This is a genomic window from Flavobacterium arsenatis (genome assembly GCF_031456785.1).
GTDB classification, from domain to species: Bacteria; Bacteroidota; Bacteroidia; order Flavobacteriales; family Flavobacteriaceae; genus Flavobacterium; species Flavobacterium arsenatis.
Genome location: NZ_JAVDVI010000002.1, coordinates 33,447 through 56,814, shown reverse-complemented (window position 1 = coordinate 56,814; position 23,368 = coordinate 33,447). Strand labels below are relative to the sequence as shown.

Sequence of the window (23,368 nt, the reverse complement as noted above, 5' to 3'; positions counted from 1 at the left end):
AAAAATGCTTATGAAAATAAATTGGCTAGGGCTTTTTTAATTTAGAGGTAGGAATTCCATTACTTGCACGTTTGCAAGCCAAGTGAATTTCTACTCAAGATGAGATTCTAAACCTTTTATAATTTAAGAATTAGCTTCGGAGATTTTGGTGATTTGTTTTTCAAATTCTTCAGGCGAAACACCATTCTCAACATTGTAATCGCCAATTTTTGTACGTCTCAGAACCGTCAAATGCGAACCCGATTCCATTGCCTTTCCAAAATCAAAAGCCAAGGAACGGATGTAAGTTCCCTTGCTGCATTTTACTCTGAAATCAATCTCAGGAAGAGCTATTCTGGTGATTTCAAATTCGTAAATAGTGGTTTTCCGGGATTGAATTTCAACTTCTTCACCTGCACGAGCGTGTTCGTATAAACGTTTTCCATCTTTTTTAATCGCAGAAAAAATTGGAGGTTTTTGGTCGATTTCACCCAAAAACTGCTTCACAGTTTCGTGAATCAATTCTTCATTAATGTGAGAAGTTGGAAAGGTCTGATCGATTTCCGTTTCTAAATCGTAGGATGGAGTAGTAGCACCAATATAAAAAGTTCCTGTATATTCCTTAGCCTGACCTTGAATTTCTGAAATGCTCTTAGTGAATTTTCCAGTACAAACAATCAGCAATCCGCTTGCCAAAGGATCTAAAGTTCCGGCATGGCCAATCTTGAATTTCTTTGGAAGTCCGGCCTTGTTGATTAGGGCATATTTCAATTTATTAACCGCCTGAAAGGAAGTCCAATGCAAGGGTTTGTCAATTAATATAACCTGTCCTTCCTGATATTCTTGTGCTGTCAATTTAAATTATTTTAGATAAATGAAATAAACCAAAAGCAAGCTTCCGGCAACAATTCGATACCAACCCCAAGGCTTGAAACCGTATTTCTTGATGACACCGATAAAGAATTTTATGGCAATAATTGAAACTATAAAAGCGATAACATTCCCAATTAAAAACAGCTTCAAGTTTTCGCCGTTTTCCATCAATAATTCATATCCTTTAAGTTGCGAATCATTATAAGTCTTTAGAAAAACCGAATAACACGTAACGGCCAACATCGTAGGAACCGCCAAAAAGAAAGAGAACTCCGCAGCAGTCTGTCTCGTTAATCCTTGTTGCATACCACCGATAATCGAGGCGGCAGAACGGCTTGTTCCCGGCATCATCGCCAAACATTGCCAAAAACCAATCGTCACGGCTTTCTTGATGCTGATTTCTTCTTCAGTAGTAACCGTTGGATTTTGAAAGTATTTATCAATAAATAAAAGGACAAAACCACCCAAAATTAACACAATCGCAATCGGAATAGGATTTCCCAAAACCGCATCAATATAATCATCGAAAATATATCCCAAAATTAAAGCAGGAACAACGGCACAAGCCAATTTGATATAAAAATTAAACTTACTGAAGTCGAAAAACTTCTTCCAATATAAAACAACAACGGCCAAGATAGCTCCAAATTGAATCGAAACCTGAAATAGTTTTACAAAATCATCCTCTTGTATTCCAAAATAAGAACTCAAAAAAATCATGTGTCCGGTTGAAGAAACAGGAATATATTCCGTTAAACCTTCAACAATTGCAATAAGAATCGCTTGTATTAAATCCATAAAATAATTAGAAAATGTAGTAATTAGAAAATTAGATAATGAGTTGAATTGGCAATTTGAATTATCTAATTACCGAATTATCAAATTGACTAATTCTTCTTCGGGCTTTTTAAAATTGCATAAATCGTAATTCCAAAACCAATCAACACCGTCGTTGGTGCCAATCTGATTCTTCTGAAATTAAAAATATCTTCGCTAAAAACCGCCGGATCATCCGAACCTCCGCCAGACATCAAGATGAAGCCCAAAGTAATAACGGCAAGACCAATCAGTAAAATTTTATAATTTACCTTCTCAAAAAGAAACTCGTGTTGTGGTTTATTTTCCATTTGTATATTTTTTTTAATCTAAAATTAATAAAGGTCATCCGTCCTCAAATTCAGGAAACGTTGTGTCGCAAAGAACGTGCTGATCCAAGTAATCAAAATCCCAACCAAAAGCACACCAAGCAAAATCGCTCCCGTCATCAATTGGTCTTCCAGAATTTCAAGATTTGGATAAGTAGTGTCAATATAATATAACGTAGCAACCAAAGCGATAATCGCCAAAACAGCCCCAATAATTCCCAATCGGATACTTCTCCAAATGAAAGGTTTTCTAATGAACGACTTTGTCGCCCCAACCATCTGCATCGTCTTGATAATAAAACGGTTCGAGTAAATAGAAAGTCGCATCGAACTGTTAATCAATAAAACCGCCACCAAAGCCAGAAATCCGCTGATGCAAAGGATATAAAAACTCACTTTCTTGATGTTATCGTTCACCAAATTCACCAATTGTTTATCATACACCACATCCGAAACCATCTCGTTGCTTCTCAAACGGCTTTCAATTTTTGCAATACTGTCGTTCACGATATAGTCTGCCTTTAAATGCAGGTCAAACGAATTCTGCAACGGATTGGCACCCAAAAATGTCATGAAATCCTCTCCAATAATATCAGTATGCATCTTGGCCGCTTCTTCCTTGGTCACATAATCATGTGATAAAACAAATCTCGCCGTTTTCATTTCATCGTCAAAAGCCTTGATAATCGTGTCATTGGCCTCGTTTTTCATAAAAACCGTCATCACAATCGTTTCCTTAAAATCGTCCGAAAGTTTTTTAGAATTTACAACAAACAAGCCCAGAATCCCCAACAGGAAAAGCACCAGGAAAACACTTAAAACAACCGAGAAATAAGAAGAAAGCAGTCTGCGTTTTTGAAATTTATCGTAAGAAGAACTCATCTATATAATAATTTTTGGTAAAAATAATAAAGAATTTCTTTAAACACAGTTTATAACGCTCAAAGTTTCAACTTTCGTACAATAAACGTAAATTTGCCACCTCGAATCGATTTTTTTTGTATAGAAGCGAATCGTTCGGGCATTTTTGGAATCCATTTTCCCGCTTTCCGAAGTAGTTTTTGTCTCGTTAAAGAAACGAGACAAAAAGCTACTTTCTCCAATCGGGGCTATTGGAAAAATCATATTACCTTTGGAATCGTTGGTTTTAGGATTACGTTCAAATAAATTACGAATCAAAATATCATCCCTACGGGATTAAAATTTTTAATAGTTTTTTTTAGAAAAAAAAACCACAGGGTTACATTATTAAAGCAAAGAATTTCAGCTAACCAAAACCCCGTATGGGGTGGCATTATTGTAGATGTCAAATAATTGATAAATACAAAAACCCGTAGGGTTGACATTATTATAGATTGCAAAGAATATACGAATACCAAAAACCCGTAGGGTTGACATTATTATAGAAATAAAACAAATCAAAACCCCATCGGGGTGCCATTAATTATAGAAATGAAATACAATCCTAACGAGATCGAAGCCAGATGGCAAAAGTATTGGGCAGAAAACGGAACCTTCCAAGCCGATAACAATTCAGACAAGCCAAAATACTATGTTTTGGACATGTTTCCTTATCCATCCGGAGCCGGCTTGCACGTTGGGCATCCACTGGGTTACATCGCTTCTGATATCTATGCACGATTCAAACGCCACCAAGGTTTCAACGTCCTGCATCCACAAGGCTACGACAGTTTCGGACTTCCTGCTGAACAATATGCTATACAAACCGGTCAGCATCCTGATAAAACTACGAAGGAAAACATCGCCCGTTACAGAGAACAACTAGATAAAATCGGTTTTTCTTTCGATTGGAGTAGAGAAGTTCGTACCTCAAACGCCGATTATTACAAATGGACACAATGGATTTTCATCCAATTGTTCAATTCTTGGTACGATAAGGATGCAAATGAAGCTCGTGACATCAAGACCTTGGTAATGGATTTCGAAGAAAACGGTAACGCAAAAGTAAACGCCGTTTCAGACGATAATATTCCAACCTTCTCTGCCGAAGATTGGAAATCCTATTCAAAAGAAGAACAAGAAAGAATTCTACTAAAATACAGATTAACGTTCCTAGCCGAAACCGAAGTCAACTGGTGTCCGGCATTGGGAACTGTTTTGGCAAACGATGAGATCGTAAACGGCGTTTCAGAACGTGGAGGACATCCCGTAATCCGCAAGAAAATGACGCAATGGAGCATGCGGATTTCTGCCTATGCAGAACGTTTGCTTCAAGGTTTGGATACCATCGATTGGACAGAATCCTTGAAAGAAAGCCAAAGAAACTGGATTGGAAAATCAGTCGGAGCTTCGGTAACTTTTAAAGTAAAAGACTCTGAATTCGAAAGAAATGCTGTCGATTATATCTTAAGCGGAGACGAAACCAACGACCACAAAATTGAAGTCTTCACCACAAGACCCGACACAATTTTCGGGGTAACGTTTATGACCTTGGCACCAGAACACGACTTGGTTGCCAAAATCACAACACCTGAACAAAAACAAGCTGTAGAAGCCTATGTAGAAGCAACAGCAAAACGCAGCGAACGCGAAAGAATGGCCGATGTAAAAACCATTTCGGGTGTTTTCACTGGTGCTTATGCCGAACATCCTTTCACAAAAGAAGCCATTCCAGTTTGGATTGGCGATTACGTTCTGGCTGGTTATGGAACCGGAGCCGTTATGGCCGTTCCTTGTGGTGACGAACGCGATTATGCTTTCGCAAAACATTTCAATATTCCTATCGTAAACATATTTGAAAACGTAGATATTTCGGAAGAAGCCTACGGTTCAAAAGACAATGTGGTGATTGCCAATTCCGATTTCCTAAACGGATTGAATTATAAAGAAGCCACCAAAAAAGCCATCGAAGCTTTAGAGGAATTAAACCAAGGAAAAGGAAAAACAAATTACCGCCTGCGTGATGCCGTTTTCTCCCGCCAAAGATATTGGGGCGAGCCTTTCCCAGTCTATTATGTAAACGAATTGCCACAGATGATCGAAACACAGCATCTGCCGATTCGCCTTCCGGAAGTAGAGAAATATTTGCCAACCGAAGACGGACAACCGCCTTTAGGAAACGCTACAGATTGGGCTTGGGACACCGTTAATAATACAGTGGTAAATAACGAATTGATTGACGACAAAACTATTTTTCCTTTGGAACTCAACACCATGCCAGGTTGGGCAGGAAGTTCGTGGTATTGGTTGCGTTATATGGACGCCCACAACAACGACGAATTTGTTTCGGAAGAAGCACAAAACTATTGGCAGAATGTCGATTTATATATAGGAGGAAGCGAACACGCTACGGGCCACTTGCTGTATTCCCGTTTCTGGAACAAATTTTTGAAAGACAGGGGTTTTGTCAACCAAGAGGAACCGTTCAAGAAATTGATCAATCAGGGGATGATTTTAGGGATGAGTGCTTATATTAGAAGATATAATATAAATTTAGACGGTAAAACTTTCCTTTTTGTTTCTTCGAATAATCAACCATCAATGAAATCTGCAGGAGGATTTTGTTATTTAGAATTTGAAAATGGAGAAAAAATCACAGAGGTTAATGGAGAAAAGTTTAATGAAATTGGAGCACAAACAATCCATGTTGATATTTCATTAATCAATGAAATTACAAACGAATTAGATATAAATAAATTTATAAATCATCCTATATATATTGAATATAAAAATTCTTTATTTGTTGGTGAAAATGGTAAATTTATTAGTAATGAAAATGACAAAATAAAAGTTCATCGCGAAGTAGAAAAGATGTCAAAATCAAAATACAACGTAGTAACCCCAGACGACATCTGCGAAGAATACGGAGCCGACACCTTACGTTTATACGAAATGTTCCTAGGTCCGTTAGAACAAGCAAAACCTTGGAACACCGCCGGAATCACAGGTGTTTTCGGATTCTTGAAAAAACTATGGAAACTCTATTTCGACGAATCAGGAATGATAGTAACTTCAAATCCGGCAAGTCCTGAAGCCTTGAAAGCGTTACATAAAACCATCAAGAAGGTAAACGAAGACATCGAAGGCTTCTCTTTCAATACCTCCGTGAGCCAGTTTATGATTGCCGTAAACGAACTGACGGCTCTAAAATGCCACGAACGTTCCGTTTTGGAACCGCTTGCCATTTTGGTTTCGCCTTATGCACCACACATCGCCGAAGAATTATGGAGAAGATTAGGCCACGAACAAAGCATTTCAACCGCTCCTTTCCCAAAATTCAACCCTGAATATTTGGTAGAAAGCAACAAAGAATATCCAGTTTCGTTCAACGGAAAGATGCGTTTCACTATGACCTTGCCTTTGGATCTAACCAAGGAACAAATCGAGGAAATCGTCATGAAGGACGAAAGGACCATCAAGCAACTCGACGGAAAGATGCCAAACAAAGTCATCATCGTTCCAGGAAAAATAATCAACTTAGTAGGATAAAATAATTGATTCATAAAGTAAATCCCGAGTCGTTTTTTCGACTCGGGATTTTTCTTTTCAAACAACTGTTAATTTTAAATTAAAATCAAAAATTTGGCTAAATATTTGTTTTATAATTAATATTAGTAACCAAAAACTATAAAATCATGAAAGCATTTTACCCTACCTTGTTTTTTGTTTTGTGCTCGTTGACAAGTAGTAACGCACAAAACGACACGACCTCTGTTGAAAAACCTCAAGAAATGACAGTCGATTTGATGGCAATTTACACACCTGTTTTGAACAAAGATTTTTACGGTTTTAACTTCGATTTCAAAGTTTATGTAAAAGAAAAATGGGCAACAGGAGCTAGTTTTTCCTATGCTGGAAAAGAAGTTGACAACAATTTTGGCTATGAAGTTGAACGACCATCACTCAATTTTCTTGCCATCGGTTGGATCAACCAGTATGATGTCATCAAAAAGGAAAAATTCCGATTAGGACTAAATGTCAATAATGGAGTGATCGTTTCCCGCCTCATGGATAAGGATGTCATCGAAGAAGTTTGGACAGAATTTGGCCCTCAGGAAAATTTCAAAAGAGTACGAACCAATACTTTCTATCTGTTCGAGCCAGGCATAGATGCTTCAGTTCGTTTGTTTGGCAACAATTTTTTCCCAGATTTCTATTTGACGGCAAAGGCTAAATACCGTGTCGCAGTAGGAAACGCAAGGTTTGGAGAAACCAGTGATTTCACCAATTATTATGTTGGAGTGGGAGTGTCGCTCATAGGTTTCATGGAAAAACCCGATAAAAATTAACAAGATGAAATTATGTCAGTTCGCTAAAATTGGCTTGCAATTTGCTATATTTGAAGAAACAATAAAAATCAGAACAAAATGATAGGATATTATATATTAATCGGAATTATCGCTTTAGTAAGTTGGGCCGTTAGTGCCCGATTGAAAAGCAAGTTTGAGCAATATTCAAAAGTTGCATTAAGAAATGGAATGAGCGGTGCCGAAATCGCAGAGAAAATGCTAGCCGATCACGGAATTCGTGATGTTAGAGTAATTTCAACACCAGGCCGTTTGACCGATCATTACAATCCAGCCGACAAAACCGTAAACTTAAGTGAAGCCGTTTATAACGAACGAAATGCCGCAGCTGCAGCCGTTGCCGCTCACGAGGTAGGACACGCTGTTCAACACGCCACGGCTTACGAATGGTTGAATATGCGTTCAAAACTAGTTCCAATGGTCAATATTTCATCAGGAATGTCACAATGGCTAATCATTGGTGGATTAATTTTGGGAGCTGCTTCGGGTCTAGGATTCGGTTATTATATTGCAATAGCAGGTTTGGTTTTGATGGCAATTACCACGCTTTTTACCTTCATAACGCTACCTGTAGAATATGACGCAAGTAACCGTGCATTAGCTTGGTTGAAAAATAAAAATATGTTGAGTCAGCAAGAATATGCAGGTTCGGAAGACGCCCTAAAATGGGCTGCAAGAACCTATCTTGTGGCAGCAATCGGAGCCTTGGCATCGTTGCTTTATTGGGCTTTACAAGTTTTTGGAGGTTCAAGAGACTAATTTTCAACGAAAAAATAACAGGAATCCGTTTCGAAAGAAGCGGATTTTTTTTATGTGTTTAATTAAAAGCGAATCGACAGTCTTAGAAATAAAACCATGTTCCTGCCTTCCTTCCTCTCGTCTAAAAGGACGAGATCCCTCCAGTCAGGGCTAGAGAGGAAACTTGAGGCTTCTTTATATTCGCTTGGAAATAGAATTACGCAAAACTATTCGACTAACTTGTCATCCTGACGAAGGAAGGATCCCACACAAACTGGATCCATGTTTTTGTAGATCTACTTGTTGAGATCCTTCCTTCGTCAGGATGACAAGTTTGGAGATGCAGCTTATGGTAAAAAAGATGGTTTCGACAATCCAAAACTCTAAACTCTAAAATCTAAACTCTACAACTGTATCTGCCTTTCAATCTGTTGATCCAGCGAAATAAAAGTTTCCGTTCTGGAAACCCCTCCGATAGCTTGAATTTTAGTATTCAGCAGCGTCATCAAATGCTCGTTGTCGCGGCAAATAATCTTGATCAAAATCGACCAGTTTCCGGTGGTATAATGGCATTCTAAAACCTCGGGAATTTTTTTTAGCTCCTTTACAGTTTCGAGGTTTGTTGCGGCTTTTTCTAGGTATATCCCAACGAAAGCCATCGTGCTATATCCCAAAACCCGATTGTTCACCACAAACTTTGAACCCGAAATAACGCCAGATTGTTCCAGCTTTCGCAAACGTTGGTGTATTGCCGCTCCCGAAATTCCTATTTTATTGGCAATTTGTAGTATCGGTTTTCGGGCATCGTCCATAAGGTCTCGTAGGATTTCCTTGTCGATTCCGTCTATTTCTATTTGTAAGGAGTTTATTTTCATTTTTGGTTGTATTGAAACTTAAAAGTTGTTTTTGATTTAAATTGAAAAGTAAATATAGGAATTTATGATTTAAGATTTTGGATTGCGGAAATAGATTATTGAATACAACCTTTCTTTTCATAATCTAAATACCACAATGTTGTCATCCTGACGAAGGAAGGATCTCCATAAGGATCTCTACAAAAAAACTGGATTCAGTTTGTGTGGGATCCTTCCTTCGTCAGGATGACAAGTTTGTGAAGTGGTTTGCATAGTTCTAGCTCCAAGCGAATATAAAAGTGCCCCAAGTTTTTCATTTAGCCCTGATGGTTGCTACTATCCTTTTGTTCTGGGGTTCAGAACAAAAGATAGTGGCATCCAGCAGGAAAATGGTTTTACTCCCAAGACTACGGATTCGCTTCAAATTGAACAAGAAAATCCGCTTCTTTCGAAACGGATTGTTGTATTTATGAGTATTTTAGATTAGCTCCAATTTTATCGGGATTATAGCCAACGTAGGGCATTGTTTTTTCGTGAAAGCGTACGCCAAATTCTTCGAGTTCTTTCAATATCGGAAGATAGACTTCCTTGTTTAATGGAAGTTGGACACCCGGTGTGGTGATTTTGCCGTTTAGGATCAGCAAGGTTGCCATTGCTACGGGAAGCCCAACGGTTTTGGCCATTGCGGTATAGGTTTGGTCTTCGCCAATGCAAACCATTTTCGAGTCGATTTGTTTTTGCTCGCCATTTAATTCGTATCCGAACTTGTGGTACATTACAATCATGTCCTTGTCGTCTTTTTCCAGAGTCCAGCTGTCGTTTAGGATTTTTTCTAGTATTTGTGCTGGAGTTGCATTTTTGAGTCCAACAATCTTGTTTTCATTAAAAATGTCGAGTTCTACTAGCTTGTCCCACATGATGTCGTCTTGTTCGATTCCGAGGCTCAAACGTGTTTTCAACTCAATGGAATCCGTTGGGTGATAGGGAAGGAAGAGGTTGATGAATTCGCGATAGCTGATGGTTTCGGAATTGTCAATCAAATAGGTATCGTCGGTCATGCCGAGTTGCACAAACATGTTCCAAGCTCTAGAGTAACCAACACGTCGGATGGTTCCTCTATATAAGGTAAGGATGTCTTCGAGGCCATAGATTTCGCGGTATTTCAAGGAATCGCGGTTTGCGTATCCTTCAAATTTTCCGTAGCCTTCTACTTCCAAGAACTCTGTTCTTCTGAATAATTTATGATACGGAATGTATTTATAGGTACCTTCCTGGATGAATTTTGCGGCACCACCCTGTCCCGCCAGAACTACGTTTCTTGGAGCCCAAGTGAATTTGTAATTCCACAAGTTATTGTCGGATTCTGGAGCGACCAAACCGCCACAGAACGATTCAAAAAGCAACATTTTCCCGCCTTGTTCGCGAATTTCATCGATTATTTTCATGGCACTCATGTGATCGATTCCAGGATCGAGGCCAATTTCGTTCATGAAAATGAGGTTATTCGCTTTTGCTTCGGCATCTAAAGATTGTATTGCTTCGCTTATATAGGAAGCCGTGACCATGTGCTTTTTGTATTTGAGGCAGTCTTTTGCTACTTCAAAATGCAGGTGAGCCGGTAGCATCGAAATGACGACATCGGCCTTTTGAATTTCGGTTTGTCTTTGGTTTTCATCAAAAATATCAAAGGCTAAAGCTGTGGCATTTGGATGATTGGCGGTCTTTTTTTCTGCCAGTTCAAGTGATAAATCTCCTATGGTGAGGTGTAGTTGTTCCTCTTCGGATTTGCTTAAAAGGTATTGGATGAGTGAGGAAGCTGAACGTCCTGCTCCAATGATTAGTATATGTCTCATAGTTAGTTTGTGTCACACAAAAGTAGGCATTTGTTATATTTAGATAAAAGAAAAACGTTAAGAATCTTTTATATTTTTTTAAAATGATGTTTGCCTAACTTTATCCAAAATTAAAAAGATGAATAAAAAGATTATTTCTACGGGAGCAATTTTAGGTGCCATTGCAATTATATTAGGTGCTTTTGGAGCACATGCTTTGAAGAAAGTTTTGGATGTCGAGCAACTTTCTACTTTTGAAACTGGAGTAAAGTATCAAATGTATCATGCGTTGTTTTTGCTTTTTGTTGGAACCTCTGTTTTGGTATCCGAAAAGGCAAAAAAAGCTATTTATTATTTAGTGATAACAGGAACGGTCTTTTTTTCGGGTTCCATCTATCTTTTGGCAACAAACGACCTTACAAGCTTTGATTTCAAAGTTATCGGATTCGTAACTCCTATTGGAGGATTCCTATTAATTATGGCTTGGATTTGGTTATTCTTCGATTTATTCAAGAAAAAATCATAATTTTTAAATAAACTACAACGTTGTAATTAATAATTTTTACTTTTGTACTCTGTTTAAAAACAACATAACAATAAAATTATGGATAATAACGCTTTATTTACGAAATCGATTTCGTTAGAAGGTCTTGGGATCAAAAACAATAATGTTCACTATCAGCTGACTCCGGATGAACTTCACGAGATTACAATCCAATCGGGACAAGGAGTTGAAAATTCTACAGGAGCTTTGGCAATCAATACTGGAGAATTTACGGGAAGATCACCACAAGATAGATTTATAGTTAGAGACAGCATTACAGAAGATAAAGTTTGGTGGGGTAAAGTGAATATTCCTTTTTCATCAGAAAATTTCAATAAACTATATGATAAAGTGATGAACTACCTTTCTAATAAAAATGAAATTTTTGTTAGAGATAGTTATGTTTGTGCGGATGACAATTACCGTTTAAATGTTAGAGTTGTAACAGAAACCGCATGGTCGAATTTATTCTGCTACAATATGTTTTTAAGACCGGAAGCTTCAGAGCTTGATGGTTTTTCAGCAGATTGGCATGTGGTGTGTGCTCCAGATTTTATGGCAGATCCGGCTGTTGATGGAACACGTCAGCACAATTTCGCCATATTAGACTTTACTAGAAAAATTGCCTTGATTGGCGGAACAGGTTATACAGGTGAAATGAAGAAAGGTATTTTTTCTGCCTTGAACTTTATTCTTCCGGTTGATAAAAATGCTTTGCCAATGCACTGTAGTGCGAATGTTGGCGACAATGGCGATACAGCAATTTTCTTCGGGTTGTCTGGAACTGGAAAAACAACTTTGTCAGCCGATCCAAAAAGAAAATTGATTGGAGACGACGAACACGGTTGGACAAGTGAAAACACCGTTTTCAATTTCGAAGGCGGATGCTATGCAAAAGTGGTAAACCTAACGGAAGAAAACGAACCGGATATTTTTAGAGCAATCAAAAAAGGAGCAATACTTGAAAATGTGGTTTTCAAAGCGGGAACAAATGAAGTAGATTATGAAGATACTTCCATCACTCCAAACACTAGAGTTAGTTACCCGATTTACCATATTGATAATATTCAGCCGGGTTCTATCGGAAAAAATCCAAAAAATATATTTTTCTTAACAGCAGATTCATTCGGAATTTTGCCTCCAATCTCAAAATTGACACCAGGTCAGGCGGCCTACCACTTTATTTCGGGCTATACTGCAAAAGTAGCTGGAACTGAAGCGGGAGTTACAGAGCCACAGCCTAATTTCTCTGCTTGTTTTGGAGCACCATTCATGCCTTTGCATCCAACAAAATATGCTGAGATGTTAAGCAAGAAGATGAAGGATGCTGGTGTAAAAGTTTGGTTGATCAATACAGGTTGGACAGGTGGTCCTTACGGAATTGGCAATAGAATGAAATTAAAATACACCCGTGAAATGATTACCGCTGCCTTGAATGGAGATTTAGATAACGTAGAATTTGTGAACCATAAGGTTTTTGGAATTGCAAAACCACAATCTTGCCCCAACGTACCAAGTGAAATCCTAAACCCTAGAAATACATGGGCTGATAAAGATTTATATGATGTAAAAGCAGTTGAACTAGGTCAGAAATTCAAGGAAAATTTTGCAAAATTCGAAGAGTTTGCCAACGAAGAAATTATAGCTGGCGGACCATTAGTATAAAAGAACAAAAGTTAGTTTTAATTCCCAAATTTCCCAGTTATGAAAATAGCTGGGTTTTTTATTTGGTTGTACCGCAAAAAAAATTCCATTCGCGAAAGTGAATGGAATCAATATTTTGAATATAATTCAGTTTATTTGAAAGCGGCAATTCCAGTAATATCCATACCTGTAATCAACAAGTGGATGTCGTGAGTTCCTTCGTATGTGATTACAGATTCTAAGTTCATCATGTGACGCATGATAGAATATTCGCCTGTAATTCCCATTCCGCCAAGAATTTGTCTGGCTTCTCTGGCAATGTTGATGGCCATATCCACATTGTTTCTTTTTGCCATAGAAATTTGAGCTGAAGTTGCTTTTCCTTCGTTTCTCAAAACACCCAATCTCCAAGTTAACAATTGAGCTTTTGTGATTTCAGTGATCATTTCGGCTAATTTCTTTTGCTGCAATTGTGTTCCAGCAATTGGCTTGTCAAACTGAATTCTTTCTTTTGCATAACGCAAAGCGGTGTCATAACAATCCATTGCGGCACCGATGGCACCCCAAGCAATTCCATAACGAGCCGAATCCAAACAACCAAGTGGCGCTCCAAGACCAGATTTATTTGGCAATAAATTTTCTTTCGGAACTTTCACATTATCAAAAATCAATTCACCAGTTGCAGATGCACGAAGCGACCATTTGTTGTGGGTTTCTGGAGTTGTAAAGCCTTCCATTCCTCTTTCTACAACCAATCCGTGTATTCTTCCTGATTCGTCTTTTGCCCAAACTACGGCAATATCTGCGAAAGGAGCATTTGAAATCCACATCTTTGCACCATTCAATAAATAATGGTCACCTTTGTCTTTAAAATTAGTAGTCATTCCAGCAGGATTAGATCCGTGGTCAGGTTCGGTCAAGCCAAAACATCCAATAAATTCTCCAGAAGCTAACTTTGGCAAATACTTCATTCTTTGTTCTTCGTTTCCGTATTTCCAAATCGGATACATCACCAAAGAAGATTGAACAGAAGCTGTTGAACGAACGCCAGAATCACCTCTTTCAATTTCTTGCATGATCAATCCGTAAGAAATCTGGTCTAATCCAGCACCACCATATTCTTCAGGAATATAAGGTCCGAAAGCACCGATTTCTGCCAAACCATTAATAATTTGTTTTGGGAATTCTGCCTTTTGAGCATATTCTTCAATAATTGGCGATACCTCACGCTTGACCCATTCACGGGCTGCGTCGCGTACCATTTTATGTTCGTCTGATAATAATTCGTCTAAAAGATAATAATCTGGAGCTTGAAAAAGGTCTGGTCTCATGATATGGTTTTTTAAATCTTCGCAAAAATAACTAATCATTTCTAACAAATCAATAATTCAAAGTGATAATTTCCAGATTAAATTCGATTTTGTTCTAATTCGGGCAATCCGTAAACGGCCGGGCTATCCGTTGCAATCTTTTTTGTTTTTAAAGAAAAAACAAAAAAGGATTTCCACTTCTATCCCTATTGCGAAAACTGCTAAATGATAATTTACATCTTCAAATAAAAATCCCTAGTCAAAGCGATGTATTCTTCTGTGTAAACATGCCGGGAAATTTCAATAACCAATTCGTCAACAGGGAAATTTCCCAATGTATTTCGGCTAAAAGCCAAAAGACTACGTTTGATTTCAGCAGTTGGAGTTCCTTTCACACGAGTGATTTTTATGGGAAATAAATCAACTTCTTTTGCAAGGGAGATGAATTTTTCTTCTTCTTTAAAAGGAATAATTACGGAGAAGATTCCCTTTTCTGAAAGTAATAAGGCTACGGCTTCAATCAATTCTTCGAAAGGCATTGCATCTGCAAAACGAGCCAAATCTCTTTGTTCATTTTCTGTTTTATAATCTTCTGTATAAAAAGGAGGATTCGAAACAATCAAGTCGTATTCGTCTTCCGGTTCTTCTATAAATTCATCCAAACCTGCGTGAAAACAAAATAATCGGTCGCTCCAAGGGGAATTTTCAAAGTTATCTACTGCTTGTTCGTAGGCTTCTTCGTCAATTTCGAGTGCATCAATTTGTTCGGCATAACTTCTCTGGGCAATCATTAAGGCAATGATTCCGGTTCCGGCTCCAATATCCAAAACAGAAAAAGTTTTTTCAGGAATTGGAGTCCAAGCTCCAAGCAAAACGCCATCGGTTCCAACTTTCATGGCACATCGGTCTTGTTCTACTGAAAATTGTTTGAAGTTAAATTTCATAAATTCCAATATTTTAAATTCCAAACTGGTTGAAATCATTTAGGAGAATTGATTTTTGTAATTATGGTTGAAGGTATTTTTCTAATTCTTCAACTTCAAAGAGTAAAACTTCAGAAGTTGTTTTCCACTCTGGATTTAATTCTTGTAGTAAACGAATCCAATATTTTGATTCTTTTGCTTCTTTTCATGCAATTTTTAATCTAAAAGACACGTCTTTTTCGCCAAGTTTCTCATTTGCCCTGTTTTCCATCTTCTATATTTGAAGTAGTTTTAGGTAACAATCTAATATATAACCTACACTCTTTGGCAAATAAAAAAGTTCTTTTCTCTAAATCAAACGGCTTATTTATCATTGAAGTGTATTATTGAAATTTTAAGTTCTCGAATTTTAAAATTTGGAACTACTTGAGCGTTGGAATTTGGAATTTTAATATTGGAATTTCTAAAGATACATTTCAATCAGTCCCTCCGGTAAATCCATCACCACTTTTTTGTTCTCGCGATCAATCTTTACAAGAAAATGATCAATCATTGGAACTAAAATTTCCACATCGCCATTCAAAACTTCAAAAAGAGGTTGGGCAGTAGTGTCATTAACCGATTGAATTTTACCGAAAACCCCCAAGCGTTTGTCTTCAATTTCAAAACCAATCACTTCGTGGAAATAAAATTTGTTGCCCGAAAGTTTTGGCAACATCTTCAAAGGAAGATAAATATGATTGCCAAGTATGGCATCGGCTTCTTCCTCATTGTTCACATCTTCAAAACGAACTCGTAGAAAGTCATTCTTGTGAAGAGAACTATTTTCAATAAAAAAAGGAACCAAGTGTTTGCCGCATTCGACAAACACTGATTCCAAGTTTTCGTATAACTCGGGTTCATCAGTATCTAAATAGATAAGGACTTCACCCTTGAAACTAAATTTTTTTGCGATTTTACCTAAATAGAAACAATCTTCTTTACGCATTATCGCATCAAAATTAAGCTTGAGTTTCTTCGTTGTTTTCTTCTGCAGCAGGAGCTTCTACTTCGGCAACAGCCTCGTCAGTAGCTTCAACTTCAGCAACTTCTTCTTCAACAGGAGCATTTGCAGCGATTGCATCAGCTTCAGCTTTTGCAGCAGCAGCTAAACGTTTTGCGTTAACTTCTTGTTCTGCTTTGAAAGCTTTTGCTTTAGCATCAGCCTGAGCTTTTGATAAACCGTCTTTCTTAGCGTCCACTTTTCCAGCTTTAGCATCTAACCAAGTAGATAATTTTGCATCAGCTTGCTCTTGCGTCAAAGCACCTTTACGAACTCCTCCATCAAGGTGGTGTTTCAATAAAGCACCTTTGTAAGAAAGGATCGCTCTTGCAGTGTCAGTTGGCTGAGCACCGTTGTGCAACCATTTTACAGCGCTATCAAGGTTCAAGTCGATAGTTGCAGGGTTAGTGTTTGGATTGTAAGTACCAATTTTCTCTAGGTATCTACCATCTCTTTTTGAGCGAGCATCTGCCGCTACAACCCAGTAAAAAGGTTTTCCTTTTTTACCGTGTCTTTGTAATCTAATTTTTACAGACATAATCTAAGATTAAATTTTGAGGTACACGACCTCGATTAATTAAGGGTGCAAATATACATCTTTTTTTGATTTGCCCTATTTCTAATTGATTTTTAATGAGTTGTTGGTTTTTAATTTAACCTTGCGGTGGAAATTTGTTAATTATTAATTCACATTGTGAATTTGTCTAAAATTGTTTAGCATATTTCGTTTTAAAAACTATTTTTGTAATCAATTAATTTAGAATACCAAATAATGAAAAAAATTGTATCACTTTTAATAATTTTAGTTCTATTTACTTCTTGCGAAGAAAATATTAGTTCAAACTCACCTTCATTTCAAGCAAGCAAGGATAATTTTATGTGGAGAGCCAACGATTATACAGCAGTGTATAATCCACTTGATAGCACATTAGTTATGACGGCATTTAAGGGTTTGGAAGTAGTGAAGCTATATTCCTATCCAGTAATAATTAATGGAACAGGAGCGAGTACTTTTTTTGAAAACGCAATTTTTGAACTAGGGAATGATGATGTTAATTCTGCATTTTATTCATTTGCAGACAGAGGTGTGAATTTTGAATATGAAACAGGAGTTTCGGACGTTCCAAATGGAGAAATTGTATTGGAAAACACAATAAATCAAAAGCCAGGAACTATTTCAGGTAAATTCAGATTTGACGCACCCTATGTTGGAGCTAGTGAAAGTGCTCCAGAAAGGATAAACTTTCAAAATGGTGTTTTCTATGAGATACCAATCACGATTGGTGTAAACCAATAAGCAATCAACCATTCTGAAAAGAATGGTTTTTTTATATAAGTAAATTAAATTCGGAATAAAAGTATGCAAATTCCTAAAACTCCCGAAAACGAATCTAGAAGACTAAAAGCTTTAAAAGAGTACTCAATATTAGACACCCTTCCTGAAGAAGAATACGACGATATTACAAAATTGGCCTCAAAAATTTGCGAAACGTCGATTTCTACCATAAGTTTGATTGATGAAAAAAGACAATGGTTTAAGTCAAAAGTTGGCTTGAATGAAACAGAAACAAGCAGGAATAACTCCTTTTGTGCTCATGCGATAATTGAGCCAGATAAAATTTTCACAGTAAAAGATTCAAGATTAGACTCCAGGTTCTCTGAGAATCCATTGGTTGTAGGTGAGCCACATGTTATTTTTTATACTGGCGTTCCGCTTGTAAGTCCGGAAGGTTTGCCACTCGGGACTTTATGTGTAATCGATGACAAACCCAAAGAGCTCAACGATGAACAGTTGGTGGCTTTGAAGGCGCTTTCTAATCAGGTGGTTAGTCTTTTTGAGTTGAGAAAAAGCAAAATGTTGCTAGAAAAATTCTCAAAAGATCTTGAAACCAGAAATATTGAACTCGAAAAATTTGCTCATGTAGCAGCACACGATATTAAATCGCCTTTGAATAATATTTCCAGCCTGACAGAAATCTTAATTTCTACATATTCAGAAAATTTGAATGAGGAGGCAAAGATCTTGATGTCTATGCTTGATACTTCTTCCATCGCTTTGCGAAATCTGGTGGATGGTATTTTAGAACACAGTAAGAGCGATTCTATATTGGTGGAAGCCAGAAGTGCTTTTGAAATTAAGAAACTTGTAGAAGAAACGATTAAACTTTTGGATAACAAAGGCGAATGTCAATTTATATTGTCTTTTGGAAATCAAATTGTTTTTACCAACAGGATTGCACTCCAGCAGATATTGATTAATTTGATTGCAAATGGCATTAAGTATAACGACAAGAAAGAAGTTGTCATAGAAATTGGTTTCAAGGATACCGAAAATTTTTATGAATTTTCGGTTGGAGACAATGGTCCAGGAATAAAGGAGGAAAACCAGCAGAAAATCTTCGGGATTTTTGAAATTCTCACCAATGAAGACCGTTTTGGGAACAAAGGAAATGGAATTGGACTTTCTACAGTGAAAAAATTGGTAGAAGGTCTTGGAGGGCAAATAAGCGTTGACTCTGAAATGGGTAAAGGGACAAAGTTTGATTTTACCATCAGCAAGTTTGATTTTATCTAAAATTAAAGTTAAATTTTTTTTCTTTGCTGTATAAATAATCTAAACCATAGTAGATTACAAATTAAATAAACTACATTTGTTGGAATTATAATAAATAGTACATTATGAATATTTTTGTTGGAAGCCTTCCATTTAGTATTGAGGAAGCAGATTTAAGAGAATCTTTTGAGGCTTACGGAGCAGTTGACTCAGTAAAAATCATTACAGATAAATTTACTGGAAGAAGTAAAGGTTTTGGTTTTGTTGAAATGCCAAACGACGACGAAGCACAAAAGGCGATTGACGAATTGAACGGAGCTACTGTTCAAGGACGTGCAATTGTTGTAAATAAATCAGAGCCTAAACCAGAAGGAGAAAGAAGAAGCTTCGGTGGTGGTGGAAACAGCCGTGGTGGAGACTCTCGTGGAGGTTTCAGAGGTGGAAACGATCGCAATAGCGGTGGTGGATACGGAGGAAACAGCCGTGGTGGAGACAACCGTGGAGGTGGAAACAGAGGAGGTTACTAATAACTTCTTTTCGGATTCTATCCAATAATGGGATGATGTACTGTTAGAGATTAACTTTATTTTTTTACCTATACAAAACCATTCGTCAACTTGGCGGATGGTTTTTTGTTTTAGAACCTATATTTAATGGTTAAAAGCAGATATCTTGGAACGAGATTTATGCTGGATTTGTAGGTTGTAAAATCATTTACAGAAATTAGTGTAAATTCGTTTTCATTGACTAAGTTGTTTGCTATCAATCGATAGGAGAATCTACTTTCGCTAGGTGTATAATTTATAATTGCATTTACAAATGAGTAATTTTGATTATTCATTTGATAAAATGTGCTGTTAATTTCAGCTAACCAATTTTTTGAAATGCTGTAATTTGCATTTATAAAAGCATCTTTGGTTTCATTTTTTGATGCTATTTCCATAAATTTAGATTTAAAGAAATTGTAATTGAAACCAAAATCAAAGTTTAGAGGAAATGAAAAATAAGTTGTAGCCGAAAATTTATAACTACTGAAATAGTTTTCTGCATTACTAAAAGTATCGCTGTTGACTTTCATGGGATTGACACTCCAGTTTTGCGATGTTTCTAGCTTTGTAGCTGTTTTTAATTTTCTGAAATAATTCACAATACTAAATGAACCGTTGTAACTCTCGCCTCCATCTGCTAAAAAATAGGTAGAGAAATTAAAATTTTCGTTTATACTACTTTCTGTATTATAATTTTTTGCCGAATTGATATATAAAAAATTTGTGTTTAATGAGAAGCGTTTCACGTCATTAAAATACGTGTGAGAGAAGTGCAATAATTTATTTTTTAGTAAGCCTTCATAATCAGATCCTTTTTTAAAGCTTCTATAATCCGATAATTGAAAATTACTTGCTAAATAATTTATTTCCGGTAGATTGCTGTTTTCTGAATAGGATATATTGATGTTTCCAAAACGGTATCTTTTTAAATTTAGAGCTATCCTTGGATTGATAATGGACTCCACATAAGAATTAAAATTGCTTTTAAAATTATTCTGAATCAAATTTAGACTACCTGTAAAATCAATATGATTATTAAAGTTATAACGCAAACCGTTTTCAAGTGTTGCGACATTTTGTTTTAAATTACTAAAGTTAGTGTAGTCACTATTTTGGTTTTCATTGATGAAAAAATTATTCTTTAGGATTTCATCATTGCTTTCAAATTGAAGCCCTAAAAGATGTTCAAGTTTTTTATAAGTTGAAACTAGCTTGCTTTTTACACCAAAATACTGGACTTTATAGTTGGCATTTTGCCTAATCTTGGCATCAGCTTCGGTATTTAGGAAAGTGTTTAATAAAGGAGAAATTATACTACTTTTTTGGGCAATTCGATCATTTCCGAAATACATATAATTAATGAGCACTTTTGTTTCTGATAGTTTATAAGTATGATTTAAATGATTGTAGAATGTTTCATTTCTATCGTTTGAATATTGATCAACTTGGCTTTCATTAAAAAATAAATCTGCATTTATCTTGTTGTTATTATTCTTGTAAATGAAAATATTTGTCAAGTAATTTTTTTCGTTTATAAAATATTTCAATTCTAATTCTCCAGATGAAAGTGTCTTGTTTCCACCATAATTGCTTATTTCAGTGTTGGTAATAGGATTTGGCTGAATGTTAAAAACAGTTTCAGAAAATGAGTCTTGTATCTGATGGTCGTTCGCAAAGTATCCAACACCTCTTAAAATAATATTTGGTTTTATTTTTTTAGTAAAGCTCAAAGAATTAAAAAAAGCCTTATTAAAAATACTTTGCGATTTACTAAAAGAGCTGTTTTCATTGCTATTGATATTGAAAAAATTTTTAGCTGTTTTTTCGATTCGGTCTTCGCCGAAAGAGTTTAATTCTATTGAAGCTTGCGAAATTTGATCAGTAGCTTTTTCTCCAGAATTATTATAATCTGCAAGATAAAAAAGCTTGATGTTCTTTTTTAATAATCCTAAATTCAGGCTTTCTTTCCATCGGTTTTCAGAAACTACACCAGCTCCTGCAGTAACATTTCCGAACCAAATATTTTGCTTGTCGGCTTTTAGTTTTAAATTGAGTGCAACTTTATCAGAACCGGAAAGTTTTTTCAATATAGGGTTGTCTTCAAAATTGTCAATTATTTGAACTGCATCAAGCACTTTTGCATCAAGATTTTTAGAAAGAATCTTGTAGTTTTTGTCAAATAAATCATCGCCTTCAATTAATAATTTATCTATTGGTTTACCGTGAGCTTTTATAGATCCGTCACTTAAAATTTCAATTCCAGGTAGTTTTTTTAAAATATCTTCAATAGTTTGTTCTGTTTTGTTGCTAAACGAGGCTACTTTAATAGTTGTAGTATCTCGGTCAATTTTTATTTTTTGATGTGACTCGATAACTACTTCTTTCAAAACTTCACTATTTTCTTCAAGTGTAAAATTTAGCTTATAGTTTGATTTAGAATTCAATTCCGTTTGGTTTTCTTTCTTATAAAATCCTAAAGAAGAAACCGTAATGATAATAGATGCATTGTCTTCTTTTTCAAAATCTAAACTATAATTTCCATTTTCATCCGTATAAGTATAAGTCAAGGTATGCTGTTTTTTATCCGAAACGACAACAGAGGCACTTTCAATGCCTCTGTTTTGCGTATCTTTAATGACTCCTGAAATTTGAATTTGTTGAGCAAAAGAAGAATAAGAAAGGAATAAAATAAATAAAAAGTATCTATTCATTTTTACCTATTATTTCTATAAAGTGGTCTTTTAATTTTCCCTTTACAGGAACAATGCCAGGATGTTGTTTAGAAATAATTATCATTTTTTCATACGATTGTTGAATTTCTTCTCTGCAATATTTCTCAAATTCGGGAATTGATAAATAGGTTGCTTTATTGCCTTTAATGTTTCTAATATTACTAATGGGTTCTCTAGTGTTACTAGGATATTCTACACTTTTAAAATACCAAAAAACATTTTTTTCACTATCATAAGCTTCAAGAATTAAACCAGGTAGGCCGTTTAGTTTCCAAGGACCAAAAGGCACTGGGATTTCACTGGTAAACCAAGCAGTATAATTTCTTCCCCTAAAAAGTGCAGTAGCTTTTTTGCATGTGAAGTTGCCAATTTTCTTTGTTTCATTACTAATTTTCCAATCGATCTTTGTAGCAATTTCATTAACAAAAACTTGATTTCCTCTTAAAAAATTAGACCAAATTGTATTTTTTTTTGTATTGTAAAATACCTGATCGCCTATTCTGCTTACTTTCATTCCTAAATGAATGCTTGCACTTTTTTCATCATCATTAGAATAAGTAGTTTGTTTATCTATATTCTCCGTTTTTTCCAAACTGTCTTTAGCGGTTACATAATAGGATTTTTCCTTGTTAAAAACCATGTAAGCATTGCTATCGGGTCCTTTAGCGTTTCCAGTTCCAATTGCATCAATAAAGCCATAATAAATCAATCCTTTTTTCTGGCTATATAAAGTAGATGCGTATAATAAAATAAAAATATATAATAAGTTTTTCATAAAAATAAAAATGCTTTATGCTTTGAATGTGATTATGGGGTACTAACGGGCATTCTGCAAATTAAGTTGCCAATGTCCTTAGCAGCACTTAGTCCACATTCGCAACTGAAATAATATACTGCACCATCACTACAAGTAGCTTTATAATGTTTTTTTTCTGAATCCCCAAGACTTGAAAATGATAATAGTGATAATGATAATATTGCTACTGAAAATATAAATATTTTTTTCATGATTTTATTTTTGTCCTTTAGAGGCACAGATTAGCGATCCTACATATTTTGCATCATCTAACTTGCAATCACAAGTAAAATAGTGAATTGTGCCGTCTTTACAAGTTTGTTTATAGAGTGTTTGCACAACAGGTTCTTGATTGGTTGATTTAAATGATGATAATCCCATTACTAAGGCAGTAAGAGTTAATGTAAACATTGTTTTTTCATAAATATAATATTAAATTGTTTTTGTTTTAAAGCATAAAGCCTTACAAATAACAAATAAAAAAATAACATTTCAAAGTGTTTTTTTTAAATAATTCAATAAATCCATAAAATGTATTGTTGAAGGAGGTTTAGCTCTATTATTTTTTTAATAAAAAAAGCGTAATT

The 23,368-nt window shown here is 35.8% G+C and carries 21 protein-coding genes; 8 read left to right on the top strand and 13 right to left on the bottom strand.

The genetic code is table 11. From position 1 onward, the window contains the following. Positions 1-123 precede the first annotated feature (123 nt). The 4 genes from truB to J2X31_RS02965 all read right to left on the bottom strand — a co-directional run bounded on the left by truB (position 124) and on the right by J2X31_RS02965 (position 2,879). Entirely contained in the window at positions 124-834 is a 711-nt protein-coding gene (gene truB / locus J2X31_RS02980; protein WP_310024286.1) for a tRNA pseudouridine(55) synthase TruB, read from the bottom strand. Between the two features lie 6 nt (positions 835-840). Next, the gene (locus J2X31_RS02975; protein ID WP_310024285.1) at positions 841-1,650 is read right to left on the bottom strand and encodes an undecaprenyl-diphosphate phosphatase; all 810 of its coding nucleotides are present in this window, start codon (positions 1,648-1,650) and stop codon (positions 841-843) included. 89 nt (positions 1,651-1,739) lie between these two features. Continuing rightward, positions 1,740-1,979, bottom strand: a complete 240-nt coding sequence (locus tag J2X31_RS02970) for a DUF3098 domain-containing protein (protein ID WP_310024284.1) — start codon at positions 1,977-1,979, stop codon at positions 1,740-1,742. Between the two features lie 24 nt (positions 1,980-2,003). Beyond that, a complete protein-coding gene (locus J2X31_RS02965) occupies positions 2,004-2,879 on the bottom strand; it encodes a cell division protein FtsX (RefSeq protein WP_310024282.1) in 876 nt (291 codons plus the stop codon). A 570-nt stretch (positions 2,880-3,449) separates the two neighbouring features. Here J2X31_RS02965 and J2X31_RS02960 point away from each other — a divergent pair. From J2X31_RS02960 to J2X31_RS02950, 3 genes are all read left to right on the top strand, one after another. Continuing rightward, on the top strand, positions 3,450-6,446 hold the full coding sequence (locus J2X31_RS02960) for a leucine--tRNA ligase (RefSeq protein ID WP_310024679.1): 2,997 nt from the start codon (positions 3,450-3,452) through the stop codon (positions 6,444-6,446). A 146-nt stretch (positions 6,447-6,592) separates the two neighbouring features. Further along, entirely contained in the window at positions 6,593-7,246 is a 654-nt protein-coding gene (locus J2X31_RS02955; RefSeq protein WP_310024280.1) for a hypothetical protein, read from the top strand. Positions 7,247-7,324: 78 nt separating this feature from the next. Continuing rightward, positions 7,325-8,023 (top strand): zinc metallopeptidase, encoded by a 699-nt coding sequence (locus tag J2X31_RS02950; RefSeq protein WP_310024277.1) that lies wholly within the window; start codon positions 7,325-7,327, stop codon positions 8,021-8,023. Between the two features lie 383 nt (positions 8,024-8,406). Here the strand turns inward: J2X31_RS02950 and J2X31_RS02945 are convergent, their stop codons facing one another. Together J2X31_RS02945 and J2X31_RS02940 are read right to left on the bottom strand one after the other, a co-directional pair. Next, positions 8,407-8,877, bottom strand: coding sequence for an Lrp/AsnC family transcriptional regulator (locus tag J2X31_RS02945; RefSeq protein WP_310024275.1), 471 nt, complete (start codon positions 8,875-8,877; stop codon positions 8,407-8,409). A gap of 446 nt (positions 8,878-9,323) precedes the next feature. After that, on the bottom strand, positions 9,324-10,709 hold the full coding sequence (locus J2X31_RS02940) for a saccharopine dehydrogenase family protein (RefSeq protein ID WP_310024273.1): 1,386 nt from the start codon (positions 10,707-10,709) through the stop codon (positions 9,324-9,326). 118 nt (positions 10,710-10,827) lie between these two features. Between J2X31_RS02940 and J2X31_RS02935 the strand changes: the two genes are divergently transcribed. Together J2X31_RS02935 and pckA are read left to right on the top strand one after the other, a co-directional pair. Then, positions 10,828-11,214, top strand: a complete 387-nt coding sequence (locus tag J2X31_RS02935) for a DUF423 domain-containing protein (RefSeq protein ID WP_310024271.1) — start codon at positions 10,828-10,830, stop codon at positions 11,212-11,214. Positions 11,215-11,292: 78 nt separating this feature from the next. Continuing rightward, the gene (pckA, locus tag J2X31_RS02930) at positions 11,293-12,897 is read left to right on the top strand and encodes a phosphoenolpyruvate carboxykinase (ATP) (RefSeq protein ID WP_310024270.1); all 1,605 of its coding nucleotides are present in this window, start codon (positions 11,293-11,295) and stop codon (positions 12,895-12,897) included. A gap of 131 nt (positions 12,898-13,028) precedes the next feature. On the opposite strand, the gene J2X31_RS02925 is transcribed toward pckA, so the two are convergent. The 4 genes from J2X31_RS02925 to J2X31_RS02910 form a co-directional block, all read right to left on the bottom strand. Continuing rightward, a complete protein-coding gene (locus tag J2X31_RS02925; RefSeq protein ID WP_310024269.1) occupies positions 13,029-14,207 on the bottom strand; it encodes an acyl-CoA dehydrogenase family protein in 1,179 nt (392 codons plus the stop codon). Positions 14,208-14,419: 212 nt separating this feature from the next. After that, positions 14,420-15,130, bottom strand: coding sequence for a tRNA1(Val) (adenine(37)-N6)-methyltransferase (locus tag J2X31_RS02920; protein WP_310024268.1), 711 nt, complete (start codon positions 15,128-15,130; stop codon positions 14,420-14,422). Positions 15,131-15,572: 442 nt separating this feature from the next. Beyond that, positions 15,573-16,097, bottom strand: coding sequence for a ribosome maturation factor RimM (gene rimM / locus J2X31_RS02915; RefSeq protein WP_310024266.1), 525 nt, complete (start codon positions 16,095-16,097; stop codon positions 15,573-15,575). A 13-nt stretch (positions 16,098-16,110) separates the two neighbouring features. Beyond that, positions 16,111-16,689, bottom strand: coding sequence for a 30S ribosomal protein S16 (locus J2X31_RS02910; RefSeq protein ID WP_310024265.1), 579 nt, complete (start codon positions 16,687-16,689; stop codon positions 16,111-16,113). Positions 16,690-16,923: 234 nt separating this feature from the next. Here J2X31_RS02910 and J2X31_RS02905 point away from each other — a divergent pair, with 234 nt between their 5' ends. The 3 genes from J2X31_RS02905 to rbp all read left to right on the top strand — a co-directional run bounded on the left by J2X31_RS02905 (position 16,924) and on the right by rbp (position 19,232). Continuing rightward, positions 16,924-17,448, top strand: coding sequence for a DUF6252 domain-containing protein (locus J2X31_RS02905; RefSeq protein WP_310024264.1), 525 nt, complete (start codon positions 16,924-16,926; stop codon positions 17,446-17,448). Positions 17,449-17,511: 63 nt separating this feature from the next. Continuing rightward, complete coding sequence (locus J2X31_RS02900; protein WP_310024263.1) at positions 17,512-18,726, top strand: sensor histidine kinase; 1,215 nt, start codon at positions 17,512-17,514, stop codon at positions 18,724-18,726. A 104-nt stretch (positions 18,727-18,830) separates the two neighbouring features. Beyond that, complete coding sequence (gene rbp / locus J2X31_RS02895) at positions 18,831-19,232, top strand: RNA-binding regulator (RefSeq protein WP_310024262.1); 402 nt, start codon at positions 18,831-18,833, stop codon at positions 19,230-19,232. A gap of 110 nt (positions 19,233-19,342) precedes the next feature. Here rbp and J2X31_RS02890 read toward each other — a convergent pair whose 3' ends face one another. Genes J2X31_RS02890 through J2X31_RS02880 form a run of 3 tightly spaced genes read right to left on the bottom strand, consistent with a single transcriptional unit; the run spans position 19,343 to position 22,993 of the window. After that, on the bottom strand, positions 19,343-21,964 hold the full coding sequence (locus J2X31_RS02890) for a carboxypeptidase-like regulatory domain-containing protein (protein ID WP_310024260.1): 2,622 nt from the start codon (positions 21,962-21,964) through the stop codon (positions 19,343-19,345). After that, entirely contained in the window at positions 21,957-22,760 is an 804-nt protein-coding gene (locus J2X31_RS02885) for a GLPGLI family protein (RefSeq protein ID WP_310024259.1), read from the bottom strand. Before J2X31_RS02885 ends, J2X31_RS02890 begins: the two co-directional genes overlap by 8 nt. Before the next feature lie 32 nt (positions 22,761-22,792). Beyond that, positions 22,793-22,993: a hypothetical protein gene (locus J2X31_RS02880; RefSeq protein WP_310024256.1), complete on the bottom strand. Its 201-nt coding sequence runs from the start codon at positions 22,991-22,993 to the stop codon at positions 22,793-22,795. Between the last annotated feature and the right edge of the window lie 375 nt (positions 22,994-23,368).